Below are 23,145 nucleotides of genomic sequence, written 5' to 3' on the forward strand. Positions count from 1 at the left end.
ACGCGGCGGCTACGCCTCCCCAGACTCCAGCACCTCAAGGGCGTACCGGAGGTCCTGCGGGTACTCGCTGGTCACGGTGACCCGCTCCCCCGTCCGGGGGTGGTCGAAGGACAGCTGGCGGGCGTGCAGCCATTGCCGGGTCAGGCCCAGGGTGGCGGCGAGCCGCGGATCGGCACCGTAGGTCAGGTCCCCGGCGCACGGGTGGCGCAGCGCGGAGAAGTGCACCCGGATCTGGTGGGTGCGGCCGGTTTCCAGGTGCACTTCGACCAGCGAGGCTTTGCCGAACGCTTCGAGCACCTCGTAGTGGGTCACCGAGTCGCGGCCGTCCTCGATCACGGCGAAGCGCCAGTCGTGGCCGGGGTGTCGGCCGATCGGGGCGTCGATGGTGCCGGCCAGCGGGTCGGGCAGGCCCTGCACGACGGCGTGGTAGACCTTGTCCACGGTTCGTTCCTTGAAGGCCCGCTTGAGCGCCGTGTAGGCGTTCTCGGTCTTGGCGACGACCATGACGCCGGAGGTGCCGACGTCGAGCCGGTGCACGATGCCGGCCCGTTCCGGCGAGCCGGAGGTGGAGATCCGGTATCCGGCGCCGGCCAGACCGCCGACAACGGTGGGCCCGACCCAGCCCGGGGACGGGTGCGCGGCCACGCCCACGGGTTTGTCGACGACGACGAACTCGTCGTCGTCGAGCAGGATCTTTAAGCCTTCCACAATTTCCTCCACGACTTCCAGGGGGTCCCGGCGGTCCGGCACGACTACGTCGAGCCCGGCGCCGGCGCTGAGCTTCAATGACTTGCCCACCGGTTTGCCGTTGCTGCTGACGTTGCCCTCGGCAATCAGCGTGGCCGCCTGCGACCGGGAGATGTCCATCAGCCTGGCCAGGCCGGCGTCCACCCGGGTGCCGCCCAGCTCGGCCGGGACGGTGAAATGCCGGGGCGCCGGTACGCCCGGTGCCGGCTCAGACATTCGGTCCCTGCGCTTTTGGTCCCTGGGCTTTTGCTTCCTGCGCTTGTGGTTCCGGGGCTTTCGCGCCCGGGGCTTTTGCTTCCTGCGCCGGCGTTCCGGCGCCGGCCGCGCCGGAGTGCGGGTGCTGGCGCGAGCCGTCGAGACCGATGCCGCGCAGCGTCAGCAGGCAGATGATGACCACCGAGGACACGACGGCCGAGTCGGCGATGTTGAAGATCGCGAAATTCGGCAGCTGGATGAAGTCCACGACGTGGCCCATGGCGAACGACGGCTCCCGGAACAGCCGGTCGGTCAGGTTGCCCAGCGCGCCGCCGAGCAGCAGCCCCAGCGCCAGCGCCCACCAGGCCGAACCCAGCTTGCGCAGCTGCAGCAGGATCGCGATGGAGACCGACGCAATGATGATGGTGAAGACCCAGGTGACGTTCTCCCCGATCGAGAAGGCGGCTCCGGAATTGCGGATGTAGTACCAGTGCAGCAGCGGCGGCAGCACCGGGATCCGTTCCCCCTCGGTCATGGTCGCGGTGACCCAGAGCTTGCTCAGCTGGTCGAAGATGTAGGCGAACGCGGCGAATCCGACAAACACGGACAGCAGCAGTGCGCGCCGCGGCCTGCGCGGCGCCAGTTGTGTGGCGGCAGCGGGCTGTGCGGCGTCCGCGGGCGGACCGGCGTCCGGGGTTGGTGCATCAGAGGGCTGCGCGGCGTCCGTGGGCCGGGCGGCATCTGGGGTTGGGGCGTCAGTCATAGCGCTTTCGGTTGGTGCGGTTAATGCAGAAAGCCGGCGGCCGAGGAGTCCTCAGCCACCGGCTTTCAGAATACGTGCTAAACGTCCTAGTTGGCTTCGACCTCGGGGGCCGCCACCGAACCGCGGGCATCCAGGTCGCGCAGCTGGCCTTCGATGTAGGCCTTGAGGCGGGACCGGTAGTCGCGCTCGAAGCCGCGCAGCTGCTCGACCTTGCGTTCCAGCACCGAGCGCTGCTGCTCGAGGGCACCGAGGATCTTGCGGGATTTTTCCTGTGCGTCGTTGACGAGGCTGCTGGCTTCGATCTGCGCTTCGGCGATGATCTTGTCGCGCTGCTGCTCGCCGTCGGCGACGTGCTTGTCGTGCATCTGCTGCGCCATGGCCAGCAGGCCTGCCGCGGACTCGGCGGAGGCGGAGGCGGCGACGGGGGCGGCCGGGGCTGCTGCAGCCGGGGCCGGCGCCTGCTCGGCTTCCTTCTTCTTGGCGACTTCGGCGGCCTTGGCCTCGGCTTCTGCCTTGGCGCGGTCGTCCTTTTCGGCCTTGACGGGTGCCGGGACCTTCTCCACGACGGGAGCACCAGCAGCGGAGCTGGCGGCCGTGCCGGAACCGGCTTCGGCGAGCTTCTTGCGCAGCTCGTCGTTTTCCTGGTTCAGGCGTCGCAGTTCGACGACGATCTCGTCCAGGAAGTCATCAACCTCGTCCTGGTCGTAGCCTTCACGGAACTTGGTCGGCTGAAAGCGCTTGTTGACAACGTCTTCTGGCGTCAAAGCCATCTGGTCACCTCGTTGGTCTAGTTAGTCAGGAGGCCTTCCGGCCGTCCAAACTACGGTACCTAAATATGGTCTGGTTCCTCTAATTCAACACCGCAGTGTCAAACCGGAGTTTTCTATCTTTTTTCGCTCCGCTGAGCGCGTCCGCCGCCGCTACGAAGCGATGGGCTGCGCGTAGGTGAAGGATCTGGCGAGGCCCATGGCAATCGAGACGGCCAGGAAGAGCACCAGAAATGCGAGGTCCAGCGAAATCCCGCCGAGCCGCAGCGGCGGCAGGAGCCGGCGGAGGAGTTTGAGGGGCTTGTCGGTGATGGAGTAGACAGCGTGCGCAGCGACGAGGGCCGCGCCGCGCGGACGCCAACTGTGCGCGAACATCTGGACCCAGTCAAAGACCAGCCGGACGATCAGGGCGACGAAGAAGAGCAGCAGCGCGATGTAGACGAGTCCGAAAACGATTCCCATGAGTTAGTTCAGCTCTCCATGTTCATTCCGGATACCGCAGTAGCCTGACAGTTGTTGCGCCTCTATTCCAGCACGTCTATTCCAACACGGATATTCCAGCACGGATGCCAGGCAGGTGTTCCTGCCTGGCATCCGTGCTGGAATCCTGGACTAGCTTTGGTTGAAGAAGCTTGCCTGCGTCTCGCTGATCTTCTTGTCATCGCCGATCACTTCGACATACGACGGCGAGAGCAGGAAGACCTTGTTGGTCACCCGCTCGATGCTGCCGCGCAGGCCGAACACGAGGCCGGCGGAGAAATCGACCAGGCGTTTGGCGTCCGCTTCGCCCATATCGGTGACGTTCATGATGACGGGGATACCGTCACGGAAGCTTTCACCGATCAGCTTGGCATCGTTGTAGGACCGGGGGTGGATCGTGGTGATCTGCCGGAGGCCGGTGGATTCTTCGCGGCTTGCAGCCGCTCGCTTGATGGGTGTCACGGGTGCGCGGTATTCCTCTTCAGCGGCGGAGGGTTCTTCCCGCGGCGCCTCCCGGACGGGGGCCGGCGCGCGGCGCTCCTCGCGGTCGTGCTCCATGGTTTCGTCCTCGTCCTTGTGCGGTGTGTGATGGTCGGACTCGTAGTGTTCGTCGCCATCAGCGAGCCCAAGATAGATCATTGTCTTGCGCAGAGCGCCAGCCATGGTCGACTCCTAATCGTGTCCGTATGCGGGCCGCTCAGTGCCTTGACTGTGGAGTCACAGCTTTGAATTCACACTATTGGAATCCCCGCGATTACCTTCCAACACGTTGAACCTACCGCAACGCCGGGCGCGGGCCGAGAATATCGGAGCCAATGCGAAGGTGTGTCGCCCCGAAACGGACGGCAGCTTCCAGGTCCTGGCTCATTCCTGCGGAGATCCCCGTCGCCAGGGGGTGGCCGGCCCGGAGCCTGCCCGCAATGGCTGCGAGTTTTTCGAACGCCGGTTCGGGAGCGGCCCCCAGCGGTGCCACCGCCATGACGCCGGCAAGCCGGAGCCCGTTGGCGGCGGCGAGCTGGTCGGCCAGGGCCGGGACCTCGGAGGGCAGGGCACCGCCGCGGTGCCCGCCGGCGCCGTCGTCGAGGCCCACCTGGATGAAGCAGTCCAGGTCCGGCCGGCCCGTGCGCTCCTGCTCCCCCGTCACGGCTTTCGCCAGGGCCGCGACGAGCTGGGCCCGGTCCACTGAGTGCACCGCGGAGGCGTACTTCACGACGGACTTGGCCTTGTTGCTTTGCAGCTGGCCGATGAAGTGCCAGCGCAGTCGGAGGTCAGCCAGCCGGGCAGCCTTGTCCGCCGCTTCCTGGTCCCGGTTCTCGCCCACGTCGGTGACCCCGAGGGCGGCCAGCCGGGTCACATCCTCTGCGGGGTGGAATTTGGTGACCACGATCAGCTGCGGGGCGGCGTCCTGCCGTCCCGCGGCGGCCATGGCGGCGCCGATCCGCTCCCGCACGGCGCCGAGCCGCTGCTGCAGCTGGGCCAACCGCGGGTCACCCGCGTCCGGCGCCGGGGCCGTCATCGGCGGGCCTCCGCAGCGGCGGGAGCTGCAGGGGGTGCGGGGGCTTCGGTCGCGTCCGCGGACCAGACGAGGCCGGCGAAGCGGCCGGTGGACTTGTTGCGGCGGTAGGAGAAGAGTTTTTCATCCTCCCTGGTGCAGCCGCCGGAATACTCCACGGCCACGCCCTCCGCCGCTAGCTGGCTGCGCACCCCGGCGGGCAGGTCCAGCCCCGGCGTGCCCTGGGCGGTGATGCACCAGGCTGCGGGGACAACCGCGGCCACTTCCGCGCGCAGCGATTCCGGGACTTCGTAGCACTGCCCGCAGATGGACGGCCCGATCCAGGCGGCGATGTTCACGGCGCCGAGCTCCCGCATACGCGCGACGGCGGCGGGAATGACGCCGGCGGCCATTCCGGGCCGGCCGGCATGGACAGCGCCGAAGACCGGCGCCGCGCCGTCCGCGGGGCCCTCGCCCACCAGCACGACGGGCACACAGTCCGCGACCAGCACCGCTAGCGGCTCTCCCGCTGCGACCAGGGCGTCTGCGGTCGGGGCGGGGCCAGGCTCGGTTCCGGCCGCGGGCTCCCCCGCTGCGCAGACCACGGCCACGTCGTTGCCGTGCACCTGGTTCATGAACCGGAAACCTCGGGAGTCGAGCCCGGCCGTCTCAGCGAGCCGCCCGCGGCGTTGCTGCACGGCCGCGGGGTCGTCCCCTACATGGAGCGCCAGGTTCCCTGCCGCAGTGTCCGTGAAAGCGACCCAGACCCCGGGCCGCACCTCAGCCCGCCAGGAGAACACTCAGCACACCGCCAGATTCAAAACCATGAAAAACTTCATACCCACTACCGTAACGTGCACCAAAGCACCATGGCACCGCCCTAAGGGCAGTGCCATGGTGCTTGTCGCTGAGGGCCGAACGGGGCCCTACTTCAGGAAGTCGGGGACATCCAGATCGTCGGAGTGGCGGCCGGAGAGGTCCGGCTCGACCACCGAGGGCAGGTCGACGTCGAAACCCGAGTCGGCGGGCACGGCGGAGGGCCGCTGCTGGCCCCAGTTGCTCAGCCCGGAGGCGCCGACGCCGGCATGCAGGGGCTGGACCTGCGCGGAGGCAGGGGCCTGAGCCGGGGCGGGAGCCGGGGCTGCGGGCCGCGCCGGTGCGGGCTGCGACTGGTCCATCGACGGCGAAGTGGCCTTGACGTCGTCGAACCCGGCCGCGATCACGGTGACGCGGGCTTCGTCGCCCAGGGCGTCGTCGATCACGGCACCGAAGATGATGTTGGCCTCCGGGTGCGCGACCTCCTGAACCAGGCGCGCGGCCTCATTGATCTCAAACAGGCCCAAGTCCGAGCCGCCCTGGATGGAAAGCAGCACGCCGTGGGCGCCGTCGATGGACGCTTCCAGCAGCGGCGAGGCGATCGCCAGCTCGGCGGCCTTGACCGCGCGGTCTTCACCGCGCGCCGAACCGATACCCATCAGGGCCGAGCCGGCGCCCTGCATCACGGACTTGACGTCGGCGAAGTCAAGGTTGATCAGGCCCGGTGTGGTGATCAGGTCGGTGATGCCTTGCACGCCGGAGAGCAGCACCTGGTCGGCGGAGCGGAAGGCGTCCAGCACCGAGACGTTGCGGTCGCTGATCGAGAGCAGCCGGTCGTTCGGGATGACGATCAGGGTGTCGACCTCGTCGCGGAGCGCGTCGATGCCGGCTTCGGCGGAACCGGCGCGGCGGCGTCCCTCGAAGGTGAAGGGGCGGGTAACGACGCCGATTGTCAGGGCACCGAGCGAGCGGGCGATGCGTGCCACGACGGGCGCGCCGCCGGTACCGGTGCCGCCACCCTCACCGGCGGTAACGAACACCATGTCGGCGCCGCGGATCACCTCTTCGATCTCGTCGGCGTGGTCCTCCGCAGCCTGCCGGCCGACCTCAGGATTCGCACCGGCTCCCAGGCCGCGGGTCAGCTCTCGGCCAACATCGAGCTTGACGTCGGCGTCTGACATCAACAGCGCCTGCGCGTCGGTGTTGATGGCGATGAATTCGACGCCGCGAAGGCCGACCTCAATCATGCGGTTGACTGCGTTCACGCCACCGCCGCCGATGCCGACGACCTTGATGACGGCCAAGTAATTCTGCGGAGCTGCCACGTTACGTGTCCCTTGTTCGTGTTCTATTGCGAAAACTGATGGAGTCAAGCTTGAAGCTTGCGACCTTAACCCTCGAGTTGAAGGTTATAGTTATGTCAACTAACTCTTGTTGGAACGCTATTTCCTATGCCCGGGACATTCAATGACCGGCTCCGCGTGTCGCGGTAATACCGGGCAATTGCCCCGTGGTTCTGCGTTCACTGTCTGGTGACCGGATGCCGGGGCGCGCTGACGTCATAGGTCCGGACCGGGTTTTTCGGGTCCGCCGGAGCCTTCAGCAGGGCCGCGAGCACCCTTGCCTTGAGCTCCTTCTCCCCCGCGTTGCCCCACACGATGGTCTGTCCGTCCACGAGCCTAAGTTCGACGGCGTCGACGGACTTGGCGGAGGCGTCGGAGAGCCGCGCGAGCACGTCCGGCGGCAGGGCCCCGAGGACTCCGGTGATGGCATGGAAGAGCTCCTGCGGCAGTGCGCCTCCCCCGCTGTCGATGACCGGAAGTTTGACGGTGGCGGGATCGGCGGTGGTACCGAGCTGGACGCCGTCCGGGTCCACCAACTGGAAGGACGCGCCCTGCTTGAGCAGCGCCACCGGAACCCGCTCGATGACGTGCACCTGCAGGGTCGACGGCGGGCGGGCCTGGCTGGTCACTGCTTTGACTTGGACGAGGGGCTGCAGCAAGGCGCGTACGTCCTCGTCGCTGACCTGCGGCAGGGGTTTGCCCTGCAGCGGCGCCAGCGCGGCGGTGACCTGGTCGGTGCTGAGCAGCCGGGTGCCCTCGACGCTGACCGTCCGGACCGCCAGCCACGGCGAGTACACGGCTGCCGCAAGGATTCCCGCGACCACGACGGCGATGACCGCGACCGTGCTGAGCACTATCCGGCGGCGGCGTTTGGCTTTGGGCTCGGGGAAGGACAGCACGTTGCCGCGCCCGGGAGAACCTGCACCCAGGGCGGTGGCGCCGGAGTGCGCCGCACCCGCGGCCGGAGAGGCTGCGGAGTCCGACTTGGACGCCGAGATCACGTCCGGCTGCCCGCCGGAAGGCCGCCCGGAGGCGGGCCCGGAGCCGGTGCCGCGCGGGCCCGGGGTGTAGCTGGGCCGCCGCGTGCTAGGCATCCGGAGCCTCCGCGGCGAGTGCCTGGACAATGAGCGGGCCGTAGGCGGTGACGTCGCCGGCGCCGGCGGTGAGCACAATGTCCCCCGGCGCGGCGGCGTCAAGCACCGCCCGGACGGCTTCCTCGCCCGGGCCGGCGAGCCGCCCGCGGGGGCCGAGGTGGTCCGCAATCAGCAGGCTGGTGACGCCCGGGATGGGGTCTTCCCTGGCCGGGTAGATGTCCAGCACCAGGGCCGTGTCGGCGGTGTTGAGCGCTTCGGCGAACTCCTGCGCGAATTCCCGGGTCCGTGAAAACAGATGCGGCTGGAACAGGACGTGGACCCGGTGCTCACCGGCGACCGAGCGGGCCGCGGCGAGGGCCGCCCGCACCTCGGTGGGATGGTGGGCGTAGTCGTCGTAGACCCGCACGCCGCGGCCCGCACCCTTGAATTCGAAGCGGCGGGAGGCTCCGGAGAAGGCGGCGAGGGCGCCGGCGGCAGTCCCGGGAGCGATCCCGAGGTCCAGCGCCACGGCGAAGGCCGCGGCCGCGTTCAGCGCGTTGTGCCGGCCCGGGACCTGGAGTTCGACGGCGAAGCGTCCTGCCGGGGTGGAGATCCAGACGTCGCCGGGCCCGCCGTCGTGCAGGATGATGTCGGCGTCTGCCGACGTGCCGTAGAGGACAACCCGTGTAGTGGCGCGTTCCCGGGCGCGCAGCGCCAGGGCGCGGGCGCCGTCGTCGTCCGCGCAGGCGACCAGCAGGCCGTCCGCGGGGAGCAGGGCGGCGAAGCGGTCGAAAGACTCGTAGACCGCTTCTGCGGTGCCGTAGTGATCCAAGTGGTCCGGTTCAACGTTGGTCACGACGGCGATCTGCGGGCGGTAGTTCAGGAACGACCCGTCCGATTCGTCAGCCTCCGCGACGAAGACCGGAGAGGTCCCGGAGGCTGCGTTCACGCCCAGGGCCGGGACGTTGGCGCCGATGGCGAAGGACGGGTCCAGCCCGGCGCCCTGCAGGAGCACGGTAATCATGGACGTTGTGGTGGATTTGCCGTGGGTGCCTGCCACCGCGATGGCGGTGTCCTGCCCCATGATGGCGGCCAGCGCTTCGGAGCGGTGCAGCACCGGCAGTCCGGCGGCGCGGGCCGCGGCCAGCTCCGGGTTGTCCGGCCGGATGGCCGAGCCCGCCACGACGGTCTGGGCGTCCCCCACATTGGTGGCGTCGTAGCCGACGGCGATCCGGGCGCCGGCCGCGGCGAGCTCCGCCATGACCGGCAGATCCTTCGCGTCGGAGCCGCTCACGGGCAGGCCGCGGGCCACCATGACGCGCGCGACGGCCGACATGCCTACGCCGCCGATGCCGATGAAGTGCACCCGTCCCAGCGAGTCCTGGGTGCGGGCCGCCGGCGGGGTGTCGTGCTGGGTCTGGGACATTGGTTTGCTGCTTCCTGCCGTGCCGGTCACTGCTCGGGCTCGCTGTTGGAAAGGCCGCTGCGCGTTCGGTGCCCGGCGCCGGAGGCCGCGGCCTCGAGGACCAGGGCGGCCATCCGCCGGTCGGCGTCGCGGATGCCGAGCTGTTCGGCGGCGGCGGCCATCCGGTCCAGCCGGGCGCTGTCGCCCAGCAGCGGAATGATGTTCGCGCTGACCCAGCCGGCGTCGAAGCCGGCGTCATCGACTACCAGCGCGGCGCCGGCGTTGACCAGGCCGTCGGCGTTGAGGGCCTGTTCGCCGTTGCCGATCGGCAGCGGGACGAAGACTGCCGGGAGACCGACGGCGGCAACCTCGCAGACGGTGGCAGCGCCCGAGCGTGCCAGCAGCAGGTCGGCCGCGGCGTAGGCCAGTTCCATGCCGTCGACGTATTCGACCTGGCGGTAGCCCGGCGCGGCGAGTAAAACGCCGTTGGCGTCATGGACGGTCTTGCCCCGCCCGGTGATGTGCAGGGTCTGGATCCCCGCCTCGGCGAGGGCTGCCACGGAGGCGGCGACCGCGCGGTTGATGCTTTGCGCCCCGGACGAGCCGCCGGTGACGATCAGGGTGGGCGTATCCTGCGCCAGCCCGAGGGCGGTGCGTGCGGCGGAGCGGGCCGCCGCCCGGTCCAGGTTGGAGATCTCGCGCCGCATCGGCATGCCGACGTGCCGCGCTCCCCGGATCCGGGTGGCCGCGAACGCCACCGCCACGTGCCGGCTCAGCCGGGCACCGACGCGGTTCGCGAGCCCTGCCCGGGTGTTGGCCTCATGCACCACGATCGGGATTCTGCGGCGCCAGGCGGCCAGATAGAGCGGGGTGCAGACGTACCCGCCGACACCGACCAAGACGTCCGCCCGGGCCCCGTCCAGAATGGTCCCGGCCTGCCGCACCGCGCCGGCAAGCTTGCCGGGCAGCCGCAGCAGTTCCAGTGACGGCTTGCGCGGAAACGGTACCCGGCTGACGGTGGCGAGCTCCAGCCCGGCGGCAGGAACCAGCCGGGCCTCCATGCCGCCGGGGGTTCCCACGGCAAGCAGCCGCGCGTCGGGGCGGACCTCCTGGACGGCATTGGCGATGGCCAGCAGCGGGCTGATGTGCCCGGCGGTGCCGCCGCCGGCGAGCACGACGGACAGGGACGATTCGGTCTTCATGGGGCTAGGTACGCTTTCGTGCGGGGTTCTTGGGGGCGGGGGTCCTGGTGCCGGGCTTCCGGACTGCCGTGCTTCCCGCCGTCGTGCGCTGGCCGGACGCCGCAGCAGCCGGCGTCCGGGCCCCGGTCACCTTGACCGCCGGGGCTTTAACTGCCGGGGCTTTGGCGGGCACCTTGACGGCCCGCGACTTGGCGGGCGCTGCTGCTGCCGGGGCTTTGGCGGCCCGCCGTGCCGCCGCCCGCTTGCGCAGGGCGGCGGCGAATCCGGCAGGGCCGAACCGAATGAGCCTCTTCGGCTGTATGTCCGGATCCATCTGCGCCCTGGCCAGGGACAACACGACGCCGATGGCGCACAGGGACATGAGCAGGGCCGAGCCGCCGTAGGAAATGAACGGCAGCGGGATGCCGACGACGGGCAGCAGCCCGGTTACGACGGCCATGTTGACGGACGCCTGGCCCAGCAGCCACACCATGATGGCACCGGCGAGCACGCGGTGGAACAGGCCCTGCTGCGCGACCACCACGCGGTAGATCGCGGTGCCGAGGATTGCGAAGAGGAGCAGGACGACGATGGTGCCGATCAGGCCGAGCTCTTCGCCGATGATGGCGAAGATGAAGTCGTTGTGGGCTTCGGGGATCCAGCTGTACTTTTGCCGGCTCTGACCCAGCCCCACACCGAACCAGCCGCCGGACGCGAGAGCGTAGAGGCCGTTGGTGGACTGGTAGTTCACGTCCGAACCGTCGGCGCAGGTCTGCCCGGTCCAGGACAGGATGCGGCAGACGCGGTTCGGGCTGGTGATGGCGAGCACGATGGTGCCGACCGCCAGGACGATGCCGGCGATGCCGAACAGGTACAGCCGCACCCCTGCGAAGTACAGGGCCGCGGCGGTGATCAGCATGACGATCATGGCGGTGCCCAGGTCGTTGCCCATCAGGATCAGGCCGATCACTCCGGCCGCTCCCGGGATGACCACGGGGACGAGAGCGTGTTTGGCCTGATGAAGGAGCTTGGCTTTGGCGTGCAGCACCGTCGCCATCCAGAGCGCCAGCGCCAGTTTGGCCGCCTCGGAGGGCTGGAAAGTGAAGGGCCCGACGTCGATCCAGTTCTGGTTGCCCAAAGCGCTTCGTCCCACCAGGAGCACCAGGACCAGCAGCACGAAGGAGAGGATGATGGCGAACCACGCGCCGCGTTTGAGCCAGACGACGTTCACCCGGGAGAGGACGAACATGCAGAACAGTCCGATCCCCGCGAAAAGGCCCTGCTTGCCGGCTGCCGAGTAAGCCGACTCCCCCGCGGCGATCGCTTCCACGCTGGAGGCGGACAGCACCATCATGATTCCGATCGCGGTCAGCGCGAGGGTTGAGCCAAGGATGAGGTAGTAGGTGGAACCGTTCCGGGATTTGCCGGTGCCTTCGAGGGCAGACCAGAAGCCCCGGTACCAGTCCCGGACGCGGGTTGCCGGGGTGGGACGGAAACCGGCAGCAGTTGCTCCCGCGCTGGCGGGCCTGACGGCGCGGGCGCCGGCTTTGTTGCCTGTTGGGTTGCCTGGTTTTCCGGCTGGTTTTCCACCTGCGGCGGGGGTCCGTGCCGCGGCGGAACGGGTGGGCGTGCTGACCATTGCTACTCCTCGGTGGTCTGAGCCTGCCCTTCCACGAGCTCGCGGACAGCTTCGATGAAGGCGTCGCCACGGTGAGCATAGGAAGAGAACTGATCCATGGACGCAGCCGCCGGGGCCAGCAGCACAGTGTCCCCGGAGGTGGCCAGCTGTGCGGCTGAAGCAACGGCCCGCGCCATCACAGTCTCGCCGAAAATCGGCGAGGGGCCTGCGTCGGCGTTGGCCGTTCCGGCAGTCTGCTCCGTTTCAGTTTCGCCCTTGGCGTGGCCGATCACGGGGACATCGGGCGCGTGTCGCTGCAGTGAAGCCAGCAGACCCGAGGAGTCAGCGCCGATCAGCACGACGGCCTTGAGCCGGCGGGCGTTGTCGCGGACCAGTGAGTCGTAATTCACACCCTTGGACAGGCCGCCGGCGATCCATACGACGTTCTCGAAGGCGGAGAGCGAGGCCGCTGCCGCGTGCGGGTTGGTGGCCTTGGAGTCGTTGATCCAGAGCACGCCCTCGTGCCGGGCGACCGGCTGGATGCGGTGGTCCCCCGGCAGGTAGTTCTGCAGCCCCTGCCGCACCGCGGCCGGCGCCACCCCGTAGGCACGCACGAGCGCAGCGGCGGCGAGGGCGTTGGCAACCATATGCCGTGGCGCCACGGGTCCGAGGTCGGACATCGCGGCAAGTTCGGCGGCGCTGTCCTTGCGTTCGGGAATGAAGGCCCGGTCCACCAGGAGGCCCTCGACCACGCCGAGCATGCTGATGGCCGGCACGAGTGTCGTGAAGCCCACGGCGCGGCAGCCCTCGACGACGTCGGCGTCCTCGACCATGCGTTCGGTTTCGATCTGCTCCGCGTTGTAGATGCAGGCTTTCTGCGTGCGCTCATAGACCCTGGCCTTGTCGGCCAGGTACGAGTCGTAGGAGCCGTGCCAGTCGACGTGGTCCTCGGCGACGTTGAGGCAGACGCTGGCCAGCGGCGACACGGAGTGGCTCCAGTGCAGCTGGAAGCTGGAAAGCTCGACGGCGAAGACGTCGTAGTCCACCGGGTCCCGGAGCGCGTCCAGGATCGGTGTGCCGACGTTGCCGACGGCGATGGCCTTGAGCCCGGCGGCCTGCAGCATCGATTCGGTCAGCCCGACCGTCGTCGTCTTGCCGTTGGTGCCGGTGATGGTGAGCCAGTCCGCCGTCTTGCGTCCCTTGCGTTCGCGGACCCGCCAGGCGAGTTCCACGTCGCCCCAGACCGGGATGTGGGCGCGGGCCGCGGCGGCGAGCAGGGCCTGGTCCGGCCGCCAGCCCGGCGACGTGACGATCAGGTCGGGCGTTTCGCCGTCGACCCTGGGCACCGTGTTCACGGCTTCCTCGCCCAGCAGCACAGCGGCGGCGCCGACGATCCGGAGCGTGTCCGCCTGCGCCCGCGCCTTCGCGCTGTCCGCCGCGTCCACGACGACGACGCGGGCCCCGAGCTCGATCAGGGTGTCCGCGGCCGCGAAGCCGGAGATTCCGATGCCGGTGACCACCACGCGGAGGCCCGCCCAGTCCGCGTCCCAGCTGGTGAGGTGCTCGAGCCGGGGTGAGCTGGCCAGCGGCTCGGGGATCGCGCCGCTCACAGCAGCACCACCCATTCGGCGTAGAAGATCCCCAGGCCGGCGGCGACGAAGAGCCCGCAGAGGATCCAGAACCGGACCACGACGGTGACTTCGGCCCAGCCTTTGAGTTCGAAGTGGTGCTGCAGGGGTGCCATCTTGAAGAAGCGCTTTCCCTTGGTGACCTTGAAGTAACCCACCTGGATGATGACCGAGAGGGTGATGAGGACGAACAGGCCGCCGATGAAGGCGAGCAGCAGTTCGGTGCGGGACAGGACGGCGAAGCCGGCGACGGCGCCGCCGATCGCCAGCGAACCGGTGTCGCCCATGAAGATCTTCGCCGGCGAGGTGTTCCACCACAGGAACCCGACCAGCGCGGCGCTGAGGATCGCGGCGAGCAGCGCAAGGTCGAGCGGGTCCCGGACGGTGTAGCAGCCGCTGCCGGCTTGCCGCGGGGATCCGCAGGACTGGTTGCTTTGCCAGATCCCAATCAGCGTGTACGCGCCGAACACCATGATCGATGCGCCGGCGGCGAGGCCGTCGAGCCCGTCGGTGAGGTTCACGCCGTTGGTGGCGGCGGTGACGATCAGGTTGGACCACAGCACGAACAGGATGGCCCCGAGCACGGTGCCGCCGAAAGCGAGGTTCAGCCAGGGAATGTCGCGGACCAGGGAGATCTGGTACGACGCCGGGGTGACGCCGTTGGCATTCGGGAAGTTCAGTGCCAGAAGCGCGAAGGCGATGCCGACGGCGGCCTGCAGGATCAGTTTGGCCTTGGCGTTCAGGCCCAGGCTGCGCTGCGCGGAGATCTTGATGAAGTCGTCCAGGAACCCGACCAGCCCCATGCCCACCATGAGGAAGAGCAACAGCAGGGCCGAGGCGGACGGACCCGGCGAGTCCGGGTTCAACATCCACATGATGAGGTGCGTGATGCCGTAGCTGGCCAGCACCGCGACCACAACCACCGTGCCGCCCATCGTGGGCGTGCCGCGCTTGGTGTGGTGCGAGGTGGGGCCGTCGTCACGGATGAACTGCCCGTAGCCCTTGCGGACCAGGAAGCGGATGAACAGCGGGGTTCCGAGGAAAGAGAGCAGCAGGGCAAGTCCGGAGCCCGTCAGCAGAGCGATCACAGCAGGGTGTTCCCTTCAGTGGCGGTTCCGACGGCCGCTTCCGGCGGCAGTGGTGGTAAGGCTATCCGGTCCCCCAGGTGGCGCAGGCCGATGCTGTTGGAGGATTTGAAGAGGACCAGGTCGCCTGGTTCCAGGTCGGTGCGCAGGATGTCGTAGGCCTCGTCCAGCGTTTCGGCGAAGAGGCATTCGTCGCCCCACGAACCCTCGTTGACGGCTGAGACGTAAAGTGCCCGGGCTTCCCGGCCGATCACCAGCAGCCGGGAGATGTTGAGCCGGACCACCTGGGTGCCCACGGCGGTGTGCTCCCGGATGGAGTCCTCGCCCAGTTCCAGCATGGCGCCGAGCACAGCCCAGGTCCGGCGGCCGCGGCCCAGGTCGGCCAGGGTCCGCAGCGCGGCGCGCATGGACTCCGGGTTGGCGTTGTAGGCGTCGTTGATGATCGTGACGCCGTCGGGACGCTCAGTGCGTTCCATCCGCCAGCGGCTCGCGGCGGTCTGGGCGCTCAACGACGCTGCGATCTGCGCGCCGGGAATACCGGCGGCGTAGGCTGCACCGGCGGCGGCCAGCAGGTTGGCCACGTGGTGGGCCCCGATCAGCTTGGCAGCGACGTGGTGCCGGGTGCCGTCAGGAAGCAGCAGGTCGAATTCGGGGCTGCCCCCGGCGTTCAACTCGACATCCTCGGCGCGGACCGGAGCCGGCGGGGCGTCGGGCCGGGCCGGCTCGGAGGAGAAGCCGAGGACGGCCGCCGCGGTCCGGCCGGCCATCGCGGAAACCCGGGCATCGTCCAGGTTCAGCACGGCGGTGCCGTCGGCCGGGAGGGCTTCGACCAGTTCACCCTTGGCCAGGGCGATGTTGTCCACGCCGCCAAATTCGCCGGCGTGGGCGGTGCCGACGCAGAGCACAACGCCGATTTCGGGGCGGACCATGTCCGCGAGGTAGCGGATGTGGCCGACACCGGTCGCGCCCATTTCAATCACGAGGTAGCGGGTTTCGAAGCCGGCTTTGAAGACCGTCAGCGGAACACCGACCTCGCCGTTGTAGGATCCCTGCGGCGCCACGGTCTCGCCGTGTCCGGTGAGGATTCCGGCCAACAGGTCCTTGGTGGTGGTCTTGCCGGCGGAGCCGGTGATGCCGATGACGGTGAGCGCCTGGCCCGCGGCGGCCCGGTGCTCCCGGATCCTGCGGACGGCTTCGGCGGCGAGGGCGCCCATGGCGAGGACCGAGTCCTCAACGACGATCGCCGGGTAGGGCCGGCCGGCCGGGTTGTTGACGTCGTGCTCGACCAGTGCCAGCACCGCGCCGCGGTCGAAGGCGGCGGCCACAAAGTCGTGGCCGTCGGCTGCCTCCCCCGGCTTGGCCACGTACAGGGATCCTGCCGTGGCTTCACGGGAGTCGGTCACCACCGAACCGGGCGTGACGTCCGGTTCGGCATCCAGCCGGCCATGGGTTATGTCGGCGATTTCCGCCGCTGTAAATGCAATCATCTCGGTTTAGGACTCTATCCGTTGGTCGTCGAGAACGGTGAATCCCCGGGCTGTCAAGGCGGTGCGCAGCTCCACCCGGTCATCGAGGGCCAGGTTGACGCCCTTGACCTCCTGCCAGACCTCGTGGCCGCGTCCGGCGACCAGGATGGTGTCCCCGGCACGGGCAAGTTCCGCGGCTTTACGGATGGCGGCATCGCGGGGGAAAACTTCCAGCACGGTGCAGCCCAGGTCCTCGTCTTCCTTGGCCTGGCGGGCACCGGCCAGCACGCCGGCCCGGATGGCGGCCGCGTCCTCGTCGTGCGGGTCGTCGTCGCTGATGATCACGATGTCCGCCAGCCGCGCCGCGATAGCACCCATGGCCGGCCGCTTGCCCTGGTCACGCTGGCCGGTGGCGCCGAACACGACAATCACCTTTGACTCCGGCTCCGGCGAGCGGACCGCTTCGAGGGCGCGGGCAAGGGCGTCAGGGTTGTGCGCAAAGTCGACGACGGCGGCCGGGGCCGTCGCCACCAGCTGCATGCGGCCCGGAACGGCGACGGTGAACGGGTCCGCGCTGTCCAGTGCGGCCTGCACTTCTTCCCGACCGCTGCCGGCGGCAAGGACCATGGCGGTGGCCAGCGCGGCGTTGGCGACGTTGAAGCTGCCGGGCAGCCCGGTGTGGACGCGCAGCGCAGTGCCGTCACGGTGGCGCAGGCTGAACTCGGTGCCCAGGCCGCGCGGCTTCTGATCCACAACGCTCCAATCCGCGGTGGACGCGCCCGCGGCGGCGGCGCCCCCGGAGGCGCCCGCGGCGGCGGTTGACAGGGTGGTGACCGGGATGTCGGCGCCTGCGGCCAGCTTGCGGCCCCATTCGTCGTCGACGGTCACGACGGCGGTGCGGGCCCGTTCCGGTGTGAAGAGCCGTGATTTGGTCTGGAAGTACTCTTCCATGGTCCCGTGCAGGTCCAGGTGGTCCTGGGTCAGATTGGTGAAGCCCGCGACGTCGAACAGCACACCGTCGACCCGGTGGAAGGAGATGGCGTGCGAGGACACCTCCATCGACGCGGCGTCCAGGCCGCGCTCCCGCATCAGCGCCAGCAGAGCATGGACATCGGTCGACTCGGGGGTGGTGAGCAGGCTGGGAATCGCGTCGCCGCCGGCGAGGATTTCGATGGTGCCGATCAGCCCGGTCCTGCGGCCAAGGGCTCGGAGCAGCGAGTTGAGGAAGTACGTCGTCGTGGTCTTGCCGTTGGTCCCGGTGACGCCGAACAGTGCCGGCGCGGGGGCGTCTGCCGGGCGGCTGCGGTAGATCCGCGCGGCCAGGCCGCCGACAAGGCTGCGTGGCTCTTCGGCCAGCAGCACCGGCACGGGGATGTCGTTGGAGAGGGCCAGCAGGCGTGCCCCGGCGGCGTCGGTCAGCACGGCGACGGCGCCGGCGTCCACCGCCTGGGCCACGAAGTCCGCGCCATGCCTGCTGGCTCCGGGCAGTGCCACGTAGAGGTCTCCGGGCAGCACGGCCCGGGAGTTCAGCGAGATCCCGGTGACCGGGATGGCAGCGGAGGATTCGGGGACGGCGACGCCGATCCCTTTCCCGATGGCTTCCAGCGGCACCGGGGTGACTGCCGCGGGCCGGAACGCCGCGGCTGAGTCCTGACCGGACAGCGCAGCCGTCTGCTGGGCATTGAGCTCTGACAAGGGAATCTCCGTTGGTGGTGCTGGCGCACCGTACGCCGCGCGCGGAGGATTGCCCCGCACACAGGCTACGGCTGCGTGGAACTGGATCTTGCTGCTGACTCGTGGTGCTGGGTGCTACTTCGCGTACTGCGGCAGCCTGACCGGCTGCCCGGTTGAGGGCTGGACGTTGTAGGTGCGCAGCGTCTGGCCCATCACCGAACGGAACACCGGCCCGTTGGTGATGCCGTAGATGCTGCCCTTGGGCCGTTGCAGGACAACCTCCACAATAAACCGCGGATCGTCCATCGGCGCCATCCCCACCATCGAGGCGGTGTAGCCACAGAACCCGGACTTACCGTCGTCGCACGGCGACTCGGAGGTGCCGGTCTTCGCCCCGACGCGGTAGCCGTCGATCGCCGCGTCCTTGATTTCACCCTCGGTAACGGCGCTTTCGAGGATGTCCCGGACCTGCTTGGCGGTGTCCTTGGAGACGACCTGCCGGCTGTCCTTGGCGGGGACTTTCTCCTCGGTGCCGTCGGGGCCGACGTAGCTGTCGATCAGGCGCGGCTGGAGCATGACCCCGTCGTTGGCGATGGACTGGTAGGCGCGGACCGTCTGCAGGGTCGACTGGGCGACGCCCTGGCCGAACAGGACCGTGTACTGCTGGCGGCCGTCCCATTGGTCGGCCGGCGTCAGGATGCCCTTCGACTGGGCCGGCAGGCCGATGTCCGGGGCCTCACCGATACCGAACTTCTGCAGCCAGTCGTGCCGCTTTTCCTTGCTGAGCCGCTGGCCGACCATGACCGTTCCGGTATTCATGGAATAGCCAATGATGCCCGCCAGGGTCCGCCGCTCGGTGCCGTGATCAAAAGCATCGCTGAAAGTCTGGCCGTCCACGGTGTAGGTCGGCGGAATGGTGAAGGTCTCCTGCAGGTTGGCGGTTCCCTCCTCGATGGCCGACGCAGCGGTGATCATCTTCTCCACCGAGCCGGGTTCATAGGAGGCGGTCACGGCCCGGACGCCGCGGTTCCCGGGTGCGACCTTGCCCGGATCGTTGGGGTCCGGCGAGTCGGTGTCCGCCATTGCGAGGATGTTGCCGTTTTTGGCGTCGGCGATGACGATGGTCCCCCACTCGGCACTCAGCTTGTCTTTTTGGCTCTGGATGGCCTGCTGGGCAAAGTACTGCAGGTCCGAGTTGAGCGTGAGTTTGATGTCTTTGCCGTTCACCGCCGGTGTGAACTGATCGACGCCGACCGGGATCCGCAGGCCGTCGGCACCGATTTCGAAGAGCCGCTTGCCGGCGGTGCCCTTGAGTACTTCGTCCTGGGTCTGTTCCAGTCCCGCCTGGCCGGTGGTGCCGTCTTGGAGGAAGCCGACAATTCCGCCGGCCACGGAGCCGTTGGGGTACACCCGTTTGCTGGTGCCCTCGGTGACGATGCCGGGGATCTGCAGCTTGGAGATGCGGTCCTCGACGTCGGGCCGGATGTCCTTTGCCACGATGTAGTAGCGCTGCTGGCCGGTCAGCGCTTCCTTGAGGTCGTCCTTTTTCATTCCGAGCACGTTCGCGAGTTCTTCGATGCCCTGGTCGCGGGGGATCTTGACGACAGTGTCCTTGCCGTCGATCTTTTCAAGCCGCGGGAAGGACTCAGTCTTGGTGTTGACGGTCTGGTCCACGACGACGTTGTAGCGGATGACGCTGCTGGCCAGGACCGTGCCGTGGGCGTCGAGGATGCTGCCGCGCTCCGCCGGCAGCTCCATCGGTTTGAGCCGGTTCTGCAGGGCCGCCTCGGCCATGCCGCCGACGTCGAGGCCCTGGACCAGGAAGAGTTTGCCGCCGACCACCAGCAGGAGCGAGAGCATGATTCCGAGCCCGAGGCGCAGCCGCCGGGTGGCGCTCGGCGTCGTTGCGGTGCGTGCCTTGCCGGTTTTCTGCGCCACGATATTTCCTTGCTGCTTGGCTCGCTGGTTGGTCCTGCCCGCTGGTGGGTTCGGCCGTTACTTTCCGGGAACCTTCTGGGCGGGGGCCGGAACGGATCCGCCGTGCAGGTCCGCGGCAGGGGCAGGCGCCGGAACAGCAGGTGCTGCCGGGGCGGGTGCCCGCAGAGCCGGTGCTGCCGGCGCGGCGGGTGCTTCGGCCGCGGGAGCTGCAGCAGCCGGGGCGGCAGGCGCCGGAACGCTTTCGGCCGGCCTGCGGTTGGCCAGCGGCTCCTTGGCGGAAGCGGGCGGAACCACGTTGACCGCACCGGCGACGGCGGGCGCCGCGATGACGGCGGCGGGGGCGTCGCCCTTGACGGCGGGCTTGGCCTTTCCGGTCACGGCAAGGGTGGACAGGTCGATCTGGCCCTTGCTGGTGGACGCGACCATGCCCAGGTCCGCGGCCTTGGCGGCGAGGTTCTGCGGGGCATCGAAGTTCTGCACCTGCTGGGTGAGGTCCTGGTTCTGCTTGGTCAGCGTGGTCTGCTTCGCCCGCAACTCCACCAGCTGGTACTGCGCGGAGGAGACGGAGATGTTCAGCACCAGCACCGCTATCAGCGCCAGCGCCAGGATGCCGAAGCACATCACGACGAACGGGGCACGGCGCTTGCGCGGGGCGCTTTGGACGACGGAGAGCGGCGTGCGGGCCCTGCGGCCGGGCGTCCCGGGTTGCGAGTCCGGGAGGGCGCGGGCCGTGGCTGCGGTGGCAACGGGGAACCTGTTGACGGCGGCGGTGCTCATGCGACTCTCCTGGCTTTGATGCGTTCCACGGCGCGGAGCCTCGCGGAAGCTGCGCGTGGGTTTTCTTCGATTTCTGCGGCGGTGGGCACTTCGGTGCCCTTCGTCAGGGTCTTCAGTTCGGGTTTATGTTCCTCAAGCTCCACCGGGAATCCGAGGGGGGCCGAGGATTTGGAGCCGGCCTGGAAGACGCTCTTGACGATCTTGTCTTCCAGCGAGTGGTAGGACATCACCACGATCCGGCCGCCCAGGGCGATGGACGCCACGGCTGCCGGAATGGCCCGTTCCAGGACGTCGAGTTCCTCGTTGACTTCAATGCGGAGCGCCTGGAAGGTGCGTTTGGCGGGGTGCCCACCGGTCTTGGCGGCGCCGGCGGGGACGACGGCGCGGATCGTGTCGACCAGCTGGCCGGTCGTGGTGAACGGCTTTTCCGCCCGGGCGGCGACAATCCGGTTGGCAATCCGGCCGGCGAACTTTTCCTCGCCCCACTTCCGGATGATCCGGACGAGGTCCTCTTCGCTGTAGTTGTTGACGACGTCGGCGGCGGTCTGGCCCCGGCTGGTGTCCATCCGCATGTCCAGCGGCGCGTCAAAAGAGTAGGCAAATCCGCGTTCCCGTTCGTCCAGCTGCAGGGAGGAGACGCCGAGGTCCATCAGGATGCCGTGCACTTCGCTGAAGCCGAGATCTTCGATGACGTCCGGAATCTCGTCGTAGACCGCGTGGACCAGGTCGGTCCGGCTGGCGAAGGGCTTGAGCCGCTCCCCTGCCAGGGCGAGGGCCTCTTCGTCGCGGTCAATGCCGACCAGGTGCAGGTCCGGAAACCGCTGCAGCATCGCTTCCGAGTGGCCGCCCATGCCGAGGGTGGCGTCGACGACGACGGGGGTCTCACCCCGGCGCCGGGCTTCCTCCAGTGCCGGGGCCAACAAATTGATGCACCGGTCCTTCAGGACCGGTACATGGCGTTCGGACGTCGGCTTCGCCTGGGGGGAGTCATCGCTCATGCCTGCGTCCTTTCAGGGGCTGGAGGATAAGTGGGGGGATGTTCGAAGTGTGCTTCTTGGTCCAGATCCCCATCCGCGCCTACCCTGCTGTCCGCCTGGCTCCGGGGAAGTGAGCCAGGTGGACCGCCGGATGGGCGGCTGGAGATCTTGATCAAGAAACGGTTGGTGCCGGCGGTGCAGGCGCTTCCGGGCCCCTAGAGGATGCCCGGGATGGCGTCGTCGGTTTCCGAGAAGGCGGTTTCCTTTTCGGCCAGGTACTCGTTCCAGGCCTGGGCGTCCCAGATCTCCGCCCGGGTGCCAGCGCCAATGACGGCCAGCTCCCTGCCGAGACCTGCGTATTCCCGGAGCGCCGGCGGAATCGTCACGCGCCCCTGCTTGTCAGGTACCTCGTCGGAGGCTCCAGAGAGGAAAACACGGATGTAGTCACGAGCCTGCTTGGAGGAAATTGGCGCCTCCCGCATCTGTTCGTGAACCCGGCCGAATTCCGCCTCACTGAAGACGTAGATGCAGCGTTCCTGGCCCCTTGTGAGAACCAGGCCTCCGGCAAGTTCCTCGCGGAACTTGGCCGGCAGGATGATTCGACCCTTTTCGTCCAGGCGTGGCGAATGAGTGCCGAGAAACACGGCCCACCGCCCGTCTGTTTATAGGAAGTCCAACGTCCCCTGTGCTGCCACTACCCTCTTACGTCCTCCACATTACTCCACTTCGCTCCCCCGTCAACGTCATTCGGTGTTTTTCAGCGCAGATTCGACGCATTTTTTGCCCGGAAGTTCCTTGTGAGCACAGGGAAGCCCCGGAAGTGGGGCGCAGTGGAGGGATCAACCCCGATCGACTGCCCCAGAACGGCCCTTTCAGCGCCCCTTAGCGCCCCGAAAACACTTTCGGAGCACTCGATTCCCCGGTTAACGGCAAAAGACCCGCCGAAGCGAGTCTTGTGGTTGCCTACCGGAGGCGCCTGTGGTGGAAAGTGGAGGCGCTGCCGGTGGTGCTTGGTGGAGGGCCTACCGGTGGTGAAAAGTGGAGGCGCTGCCGGTGGTGCTTAGTGGAGGGCCGGTCCCGGGAACGGAACGGCCGGCCGGCAAACACCGGTCAGGGTTCCCCCCGGTGCCTCTCGTCCCAGCGCTGTTCAAGGTTGCTCATGAAGGAACTGCGCGGCTTTCCGGGCTTGCGGCCGGCGCCGGCTGCTTTGCCCTTGCCGCTGGAACTGCGCATGGTGGCGAAGTACACGCCGCCGCCCATCACCACGAATCCCAGGACTCCCACGATAATGCTTTGCAAAGAAACGCCAAGCAACAGCAAAAGGACCCCTGCGAGGGTGCCGAGGACCCCTATGACCAGGTGACGGGTGGACCAGGAACGACCCGGGTCCGAGCCCATGGAGCTGGCAAACTTGGGATCGTCCTCGTGCAGCTGCTTCTCAAGTTGCTCCAGCAACTTCTGTTCGTGCTCCGAGAGCGGCATCACGACCTCCTTAAGTCGGCCAACGTCCGGACGTGACGCGGCCATTGTCCCTAAACCCCTAACGTCTGGGACACCCGCCTGGTTCCCGCTCCCCGCCACTGGACGAAGGGTGGATTTCCGGCTCCCCGAGAGATGTTTAGTTGGCACGACCGGCAGTCCGAACGTTCGATCCAGTCGTTCGAAATCTACGTATAAATAAGGATAGTTTGTTGCGCCCTGTTCTGGTAGACGCCGTGGC

Annotated in this window: 20 protein-coding genes and 1 pseudogene; all 21 read right to left on the reverse strand. The window is 68.3% G+C overall.

Annotated elements, in window-relative coordinates; all coding sequences use genetic code 11:
- Window positions 1-9: 9 nt before the first annotated feature.
- The 21 genes and pseudogenes from QFZ61_RS13955 to QFZ61_RS14055 all read right to left on the reverse strand — a co-directional run bounded on the left by QFZ61_RS13955 (window position 10) and on the right by QFZ61_RS14055 (window position 22,907).
- Window positions 10-963, reverse strand: coding sequence for an RluA family pseudouridine synthase (locus QFZ61_RS13955; RefSeq protein WP_307037008.1), 954 nt, complete (start codon window positions 961-963; stop codon window positions 10-12).
- Window positions 956-1,705, reverse strand: a complete 750-nt coding sequence (gene lspA, locus QFZ61_RS13960) for a signal peptidase II (protein ID WP_307037010.1) — start codon at window positions 1,703-1,705, stop codon at window positions 956-958. Before lspA ends, QFZ61_RS13955 begins: the two co-directional genes overlap by 8 nt.
- 86 nt (window positions 1,706-1,791) lie before the next feature.
- On the reverse strand, window positions 1,792-2,475 hold the full coding sequence (locus tag QFZ61_RS13965) for a DivIVA domain-containing protein (RefSeq protein WP_307037011.1): 684 nt from the start codon (window positions 2,473-2,475) through the stop codon (window positions 1,792-1,794).
- Window positions 2,476-2,625: 150 nt separating this feature from the next.
- Window positions 2,626-2,934, reverse strand: a complete 309-nt coding sequence (locus QFZ61_RS13970) for a YggT family protein (RefSeq protein WP_307037013.1) — start codon at window positions 2,932-2,934, stop codon at window positions 2,626-2,628.
- Between the two features lie 150 nt (window positions 2,935-3,084).
- Window positions 3,085-3,615, reverse strand: a complete 531-nt coding sequence (locus QFZ61_RS13975; RefSeq protein WP_307037015.1) for a cell division protein SepF — start codon at window positions 3,613-3,615, stop codon at window positions 3,085-3,087.
- A gap of 112 nt (window positions 3,616-3,727) precedes the next feature.
- A complete protein-coding gene (locus QFZ61_RS13980) occupies window positions 3,728-4,468 on the reverse strand; it encodes a YggS family pyridoxal phosphate-dependent enzyme (RefSeq protein WP_307037017.1) in 741 nt (246 codons plus the stop codon).
- The gene (locus QFZ61_RS13985) at window positions 4,465-5,244 is read right to left on the reverse strand and encodes a polyphenol oxidase family protein (protein ID WP_307037019.1); all 780 of its coding nucleotides are present in this window, start codon (window positions 5,242-5,244) and stop codon (window positions 4,465-4,467) included. Before QFZ61_RS13985 ends, QFZ61_RS13980 begins: the two co-directional genes overlap by 4 nt.
- 126 nt (window positions 5,245-5,370) lie before the next feature.
- Entirely contained in the window at window positions 5,371-6,585 is a 1,215-nt protein-coding gene (gene ftsZ / locus QFZ61_RS13990; RefSeq protein WP_307037020.1) for a cell division protein FtsZ, read from the reverse strand.
- 197 nt (window positions 6,586-6,782) lie between these two features.
- Entirely contained in the window at window positions 6,783-7,697 is a 915-nt protein-coding gene (locus QFZ61_RS13995; protein WP_307037022.1) for an FtsQ-type POTRA domain-containing protein, read from the reverse strand.
- Window positions 7,690-9,102, reverse strand: a complete 1,413-nt coding sequence (gene murC / locus QFZ61_RS14000) for a UDP-N-acetylmuramate--L-alanine ligase (RefSeq protein ID WP_307037023.1) — start codon at window positions 9,100-9,102, stop codon at window positions 7,690-7,692. Before murC ends, QFZ61_RS13995 begins: the two co-directional genes overlap by 8 nt.
- A gap of 26 nt (window positions 9,103-9,128) precedes the next feature.
- Window positions 9,129-10,283, reverse strand: coding sequence for an undecaprenyldiphospho-muramoylpentapeptide beta-N-acetylglucosaminyltransferase (murG, locus tag QFZ61_RS14005; RefSeq protein ID WP_307037025.1), 1,155 nt, complete (start codon window positions 10,281-10,283; stop codon window positions 9,129-9,131).
- Window positions 10,284-10,551: 268 nt separating this feature from the next.
- Window positions 10,552-11,901: pseudogene (ftsW, locus tag QFZ61_RS14010) on the reverse strand (putative lipid II flippase FtsW); the annotation flags it as partial.
- Window positions 11,902-11,903: 2 nt separating this feature from the next.
- On the reverse strand, window positions 11,904-13,505 hold the full coding sequence (gene murD, locus QFZ61_RS14015; RefSeq protein WP_307037030.1) for a UDP-N-acetylmuramoyl-L-alanine--D-glutamate ligase: 1,602 nt from the start codon (window positions 13,503-13,505) through the stop codon (window positions 11,904-11,906).
- Window positions 13,487-14,596 (reverse strand): phospho-N-acetylmuramoyl-pentapeptide-transferase, encoded by a 1,110-nt coding sequence (gene mraY, locus QFZ61_RS14020; protein ID WP_307037032.1) that lies wholly within the window; start codon window positions 14,594-14,596, stop codon window positions 13,487-13,489. Before mraY ends, murD begins: the two co-directional genes overlap by 19 nt.
- Complete coding sequence (gene murF / locus QFZ61_RS14025) at window positions 14,593-16,080, reverse strand: UDP-N-acetylmuramoyl-tripeptide--D-alanyl-D-alanine ligase (RefSeq protein WP_307037034.1); 1,488 nt, start codon at window positions 16,078-16,080, stop codon at window positions 14,593-14,595. Before murF ends, mraY begins: the two co-directional genes overlap by 4 nt.
- 6 nt (window positions 16,081-16,086) lie before the next feature.
- Window positions 16,087-17,754: a UDP-N-acetylmuramoyl-L-alanyl-D-glutamate--2,6-diaminopimelate ligase gene (locus QFZ61_RS14030; RefSeq protein WP_307037036.1), complete on the reverse strand. Its 1,668-nt coding sequence runs from the start codon at window positions 17,752-17,754 to the stop codon at window positions 16,087-16,089.
- A 114-nt stretch (window positions 17,755-17,868) separates the two neighbouring features.
- A complete protein-coding gene (locus QFZ61_RS14035; protein WP_307037039.1) occupies window positions 17,869-19,671 on the reverse strand; it encodes a penicillin-binding protein 2 in 1,803 nt (600 codons plus the stop codon).
- A gap of 57 nt (window positions 19,672-19,728) precedes the next feature.
- Window positions 19,729-20,448: a hypothetical protein gene (locus QFZ61_RS14040; RefSeq protein WP_307037040.1), complete on the reverse strand. Its 720-nt coding sequence runs from the start codon at window positions 20,446-20,448 to the stop codon at window positions 19,729-19,731.
- On the reverse strand, window positions 20,445-21,446 hold the full coding sequence (gene rsmH, locus QFZ61_RS14045; protein ID WP_307037042.1) for a 16S rRNA (cytosine(1402)-N(4))-methyltransferase RsmH: 1,002 nt from the start codon (window positions 21,444-21,446) through the stop codon (window positions 20,445-20,447). Before rsmH ends, QFZ61_RS14040 begins: the two co-directional genes overlap by 4 nt.
- Window positions 21,447-21,640: 194 nt before the next feature.
- Entirely contained in the window at window positions 21,641-22,069 is a 429-nt protein-coding gene (gene mraZ, locus QFZ61_RS14050) for a division/cell wall cluster transcriptional repressor MraZ (protein ID WP_160666519.1), read from the reverse strand.
- Between the two features lie 466 nt (window positions 22,070-22,535).
- Window positions 22,536-22,907 (reverse strand): DUF3040 domain-containing protein, encoded by a 372-nt coding sequence (locus QFZ61_RS14055; RefSeq protein WP_307037044.1) that lies wholly within the window; start codon window positions 22,905-22,907, stop codon window positions 22,536-22,538.
- Window positions 22,908-23,145: the final 238 nt, after the last annotated feature.

Origin of the sequence: Arthrobacter sp. B3I4, from assembly GCF_030816855.1 — a bacterium.
In the GTDB taxonomy this organism is placed as follows: Bacteria; Actinomycetota; Actinomycetes; order Actinomycetales; family Micrococcaceae; genus Arthrobacter.

What these genes read in the sequence shown, in the direction of transcription:
- rsmH (WP_307037042.1), bottom strand. Translation starts at nt 21,446, where the DNA reads ATGAGCGATGACTCCCCCCAGGCGAAGCCGACGTCCGAACGCCATGTA.
- QFZ61_RS13980 (WP_307037017.1), bottom strand. Translation starts at nt 4,468, where the DNA reads ATGACGGCCCCGGCGCCGGACGCGGGTGACCCGCGGTTGGCCCAGCTG.
- QFZ61_RS14055 (WP_307037044.1), bottom strand. Translation starts at nt 22,907, where the DNA reads ATGCCGCTCTCGGAGCACGAACAGAAGTTGCTGGAGCAACTTGAGAAG.
- QFZ61_RS13975 (WP_307037015.1), bottom strand. Translation starts at nt 3,615, where the DNA reads ATGGCTGGCGCTCTGCGCAAGACAATGATCTATCTTGGGCTCGCTGAT.
- QFZ61_RS13965 (WP_307037011.1), bottom strand. Translation starts at nt 2,475, where the DNA reads ATGGCTTTGACGCCAGAAGACGTTGTCAACAAGCGCTTTCAGCCGACC.
- QFZ61_RS14040 (WP_307037040.1), bottom strand. Translation starts at nt 20,448, where the DNA reads ATGAGCACCGCCGCCGTCAACAGGTTCCCCGTTGCCACCGCAGCCACG.
- murD (WP_307037030.1), bottom strand. Translation starts at nt 13,505, where the DNA reads ATGGGTGGTGCTGCTGTGAGCGGCGCGATCCCCGAGCCGCTGGCCAGC.
- QFZ61_RS13955 (WP_307037008.1), bottom strand. Translation starts at nt 963, where the DNA reads ATGTCTGAGCCGGCACCGGGCGTACCGGCGCCCCGGCATTTCACCGTC.
- murF (WP_307037034.1), bottom strand. Translation starts at nt 16,080, where the DNA reads ATGATTGCATTTACAGCGGCGGAAATCGCCGACATAACCCATGGCCGG.
- murG (WP_307037025.1), bottom strand. Translation starts at nt 10,283, where the DNA reads ATGAAGACCGAATCGTCCCTGTCCGTCGTGCTCGCCGGCGGCGGCACC.
- murC (WP_307037023.1), bottom strand. Translation starts at nt 9,102, where the DNA reads ATGTCCCAGACCCAGCACGACACCCCGCCGGCGGCCCGCACCCAGGAC.
- QFZ61_RS13995 (WP_307037022.1), bottom strand. Translation starts at nt 7,697, where the DNA reads ATGCCTAGCACGCGGCGGCCCAGCTACACCCCGGGCCCGCGCGGCACC.
- QFZ61_RS13970 (WP_307037013.1), bottom strand. Translation starts at nt 2,934, where the DNA reads ATGGGAATCGTTTTCGGACTCGTCTACATCGCGCTGCTGCTCTTCTTC.
- lspA (WP_307037010.1), bottom strand. Translation starts at nt 1,705, where the DNA reads ATGACTGACGCCCCAACCCCAGATGCCGCCCGGCCCACGGACGCCGCG.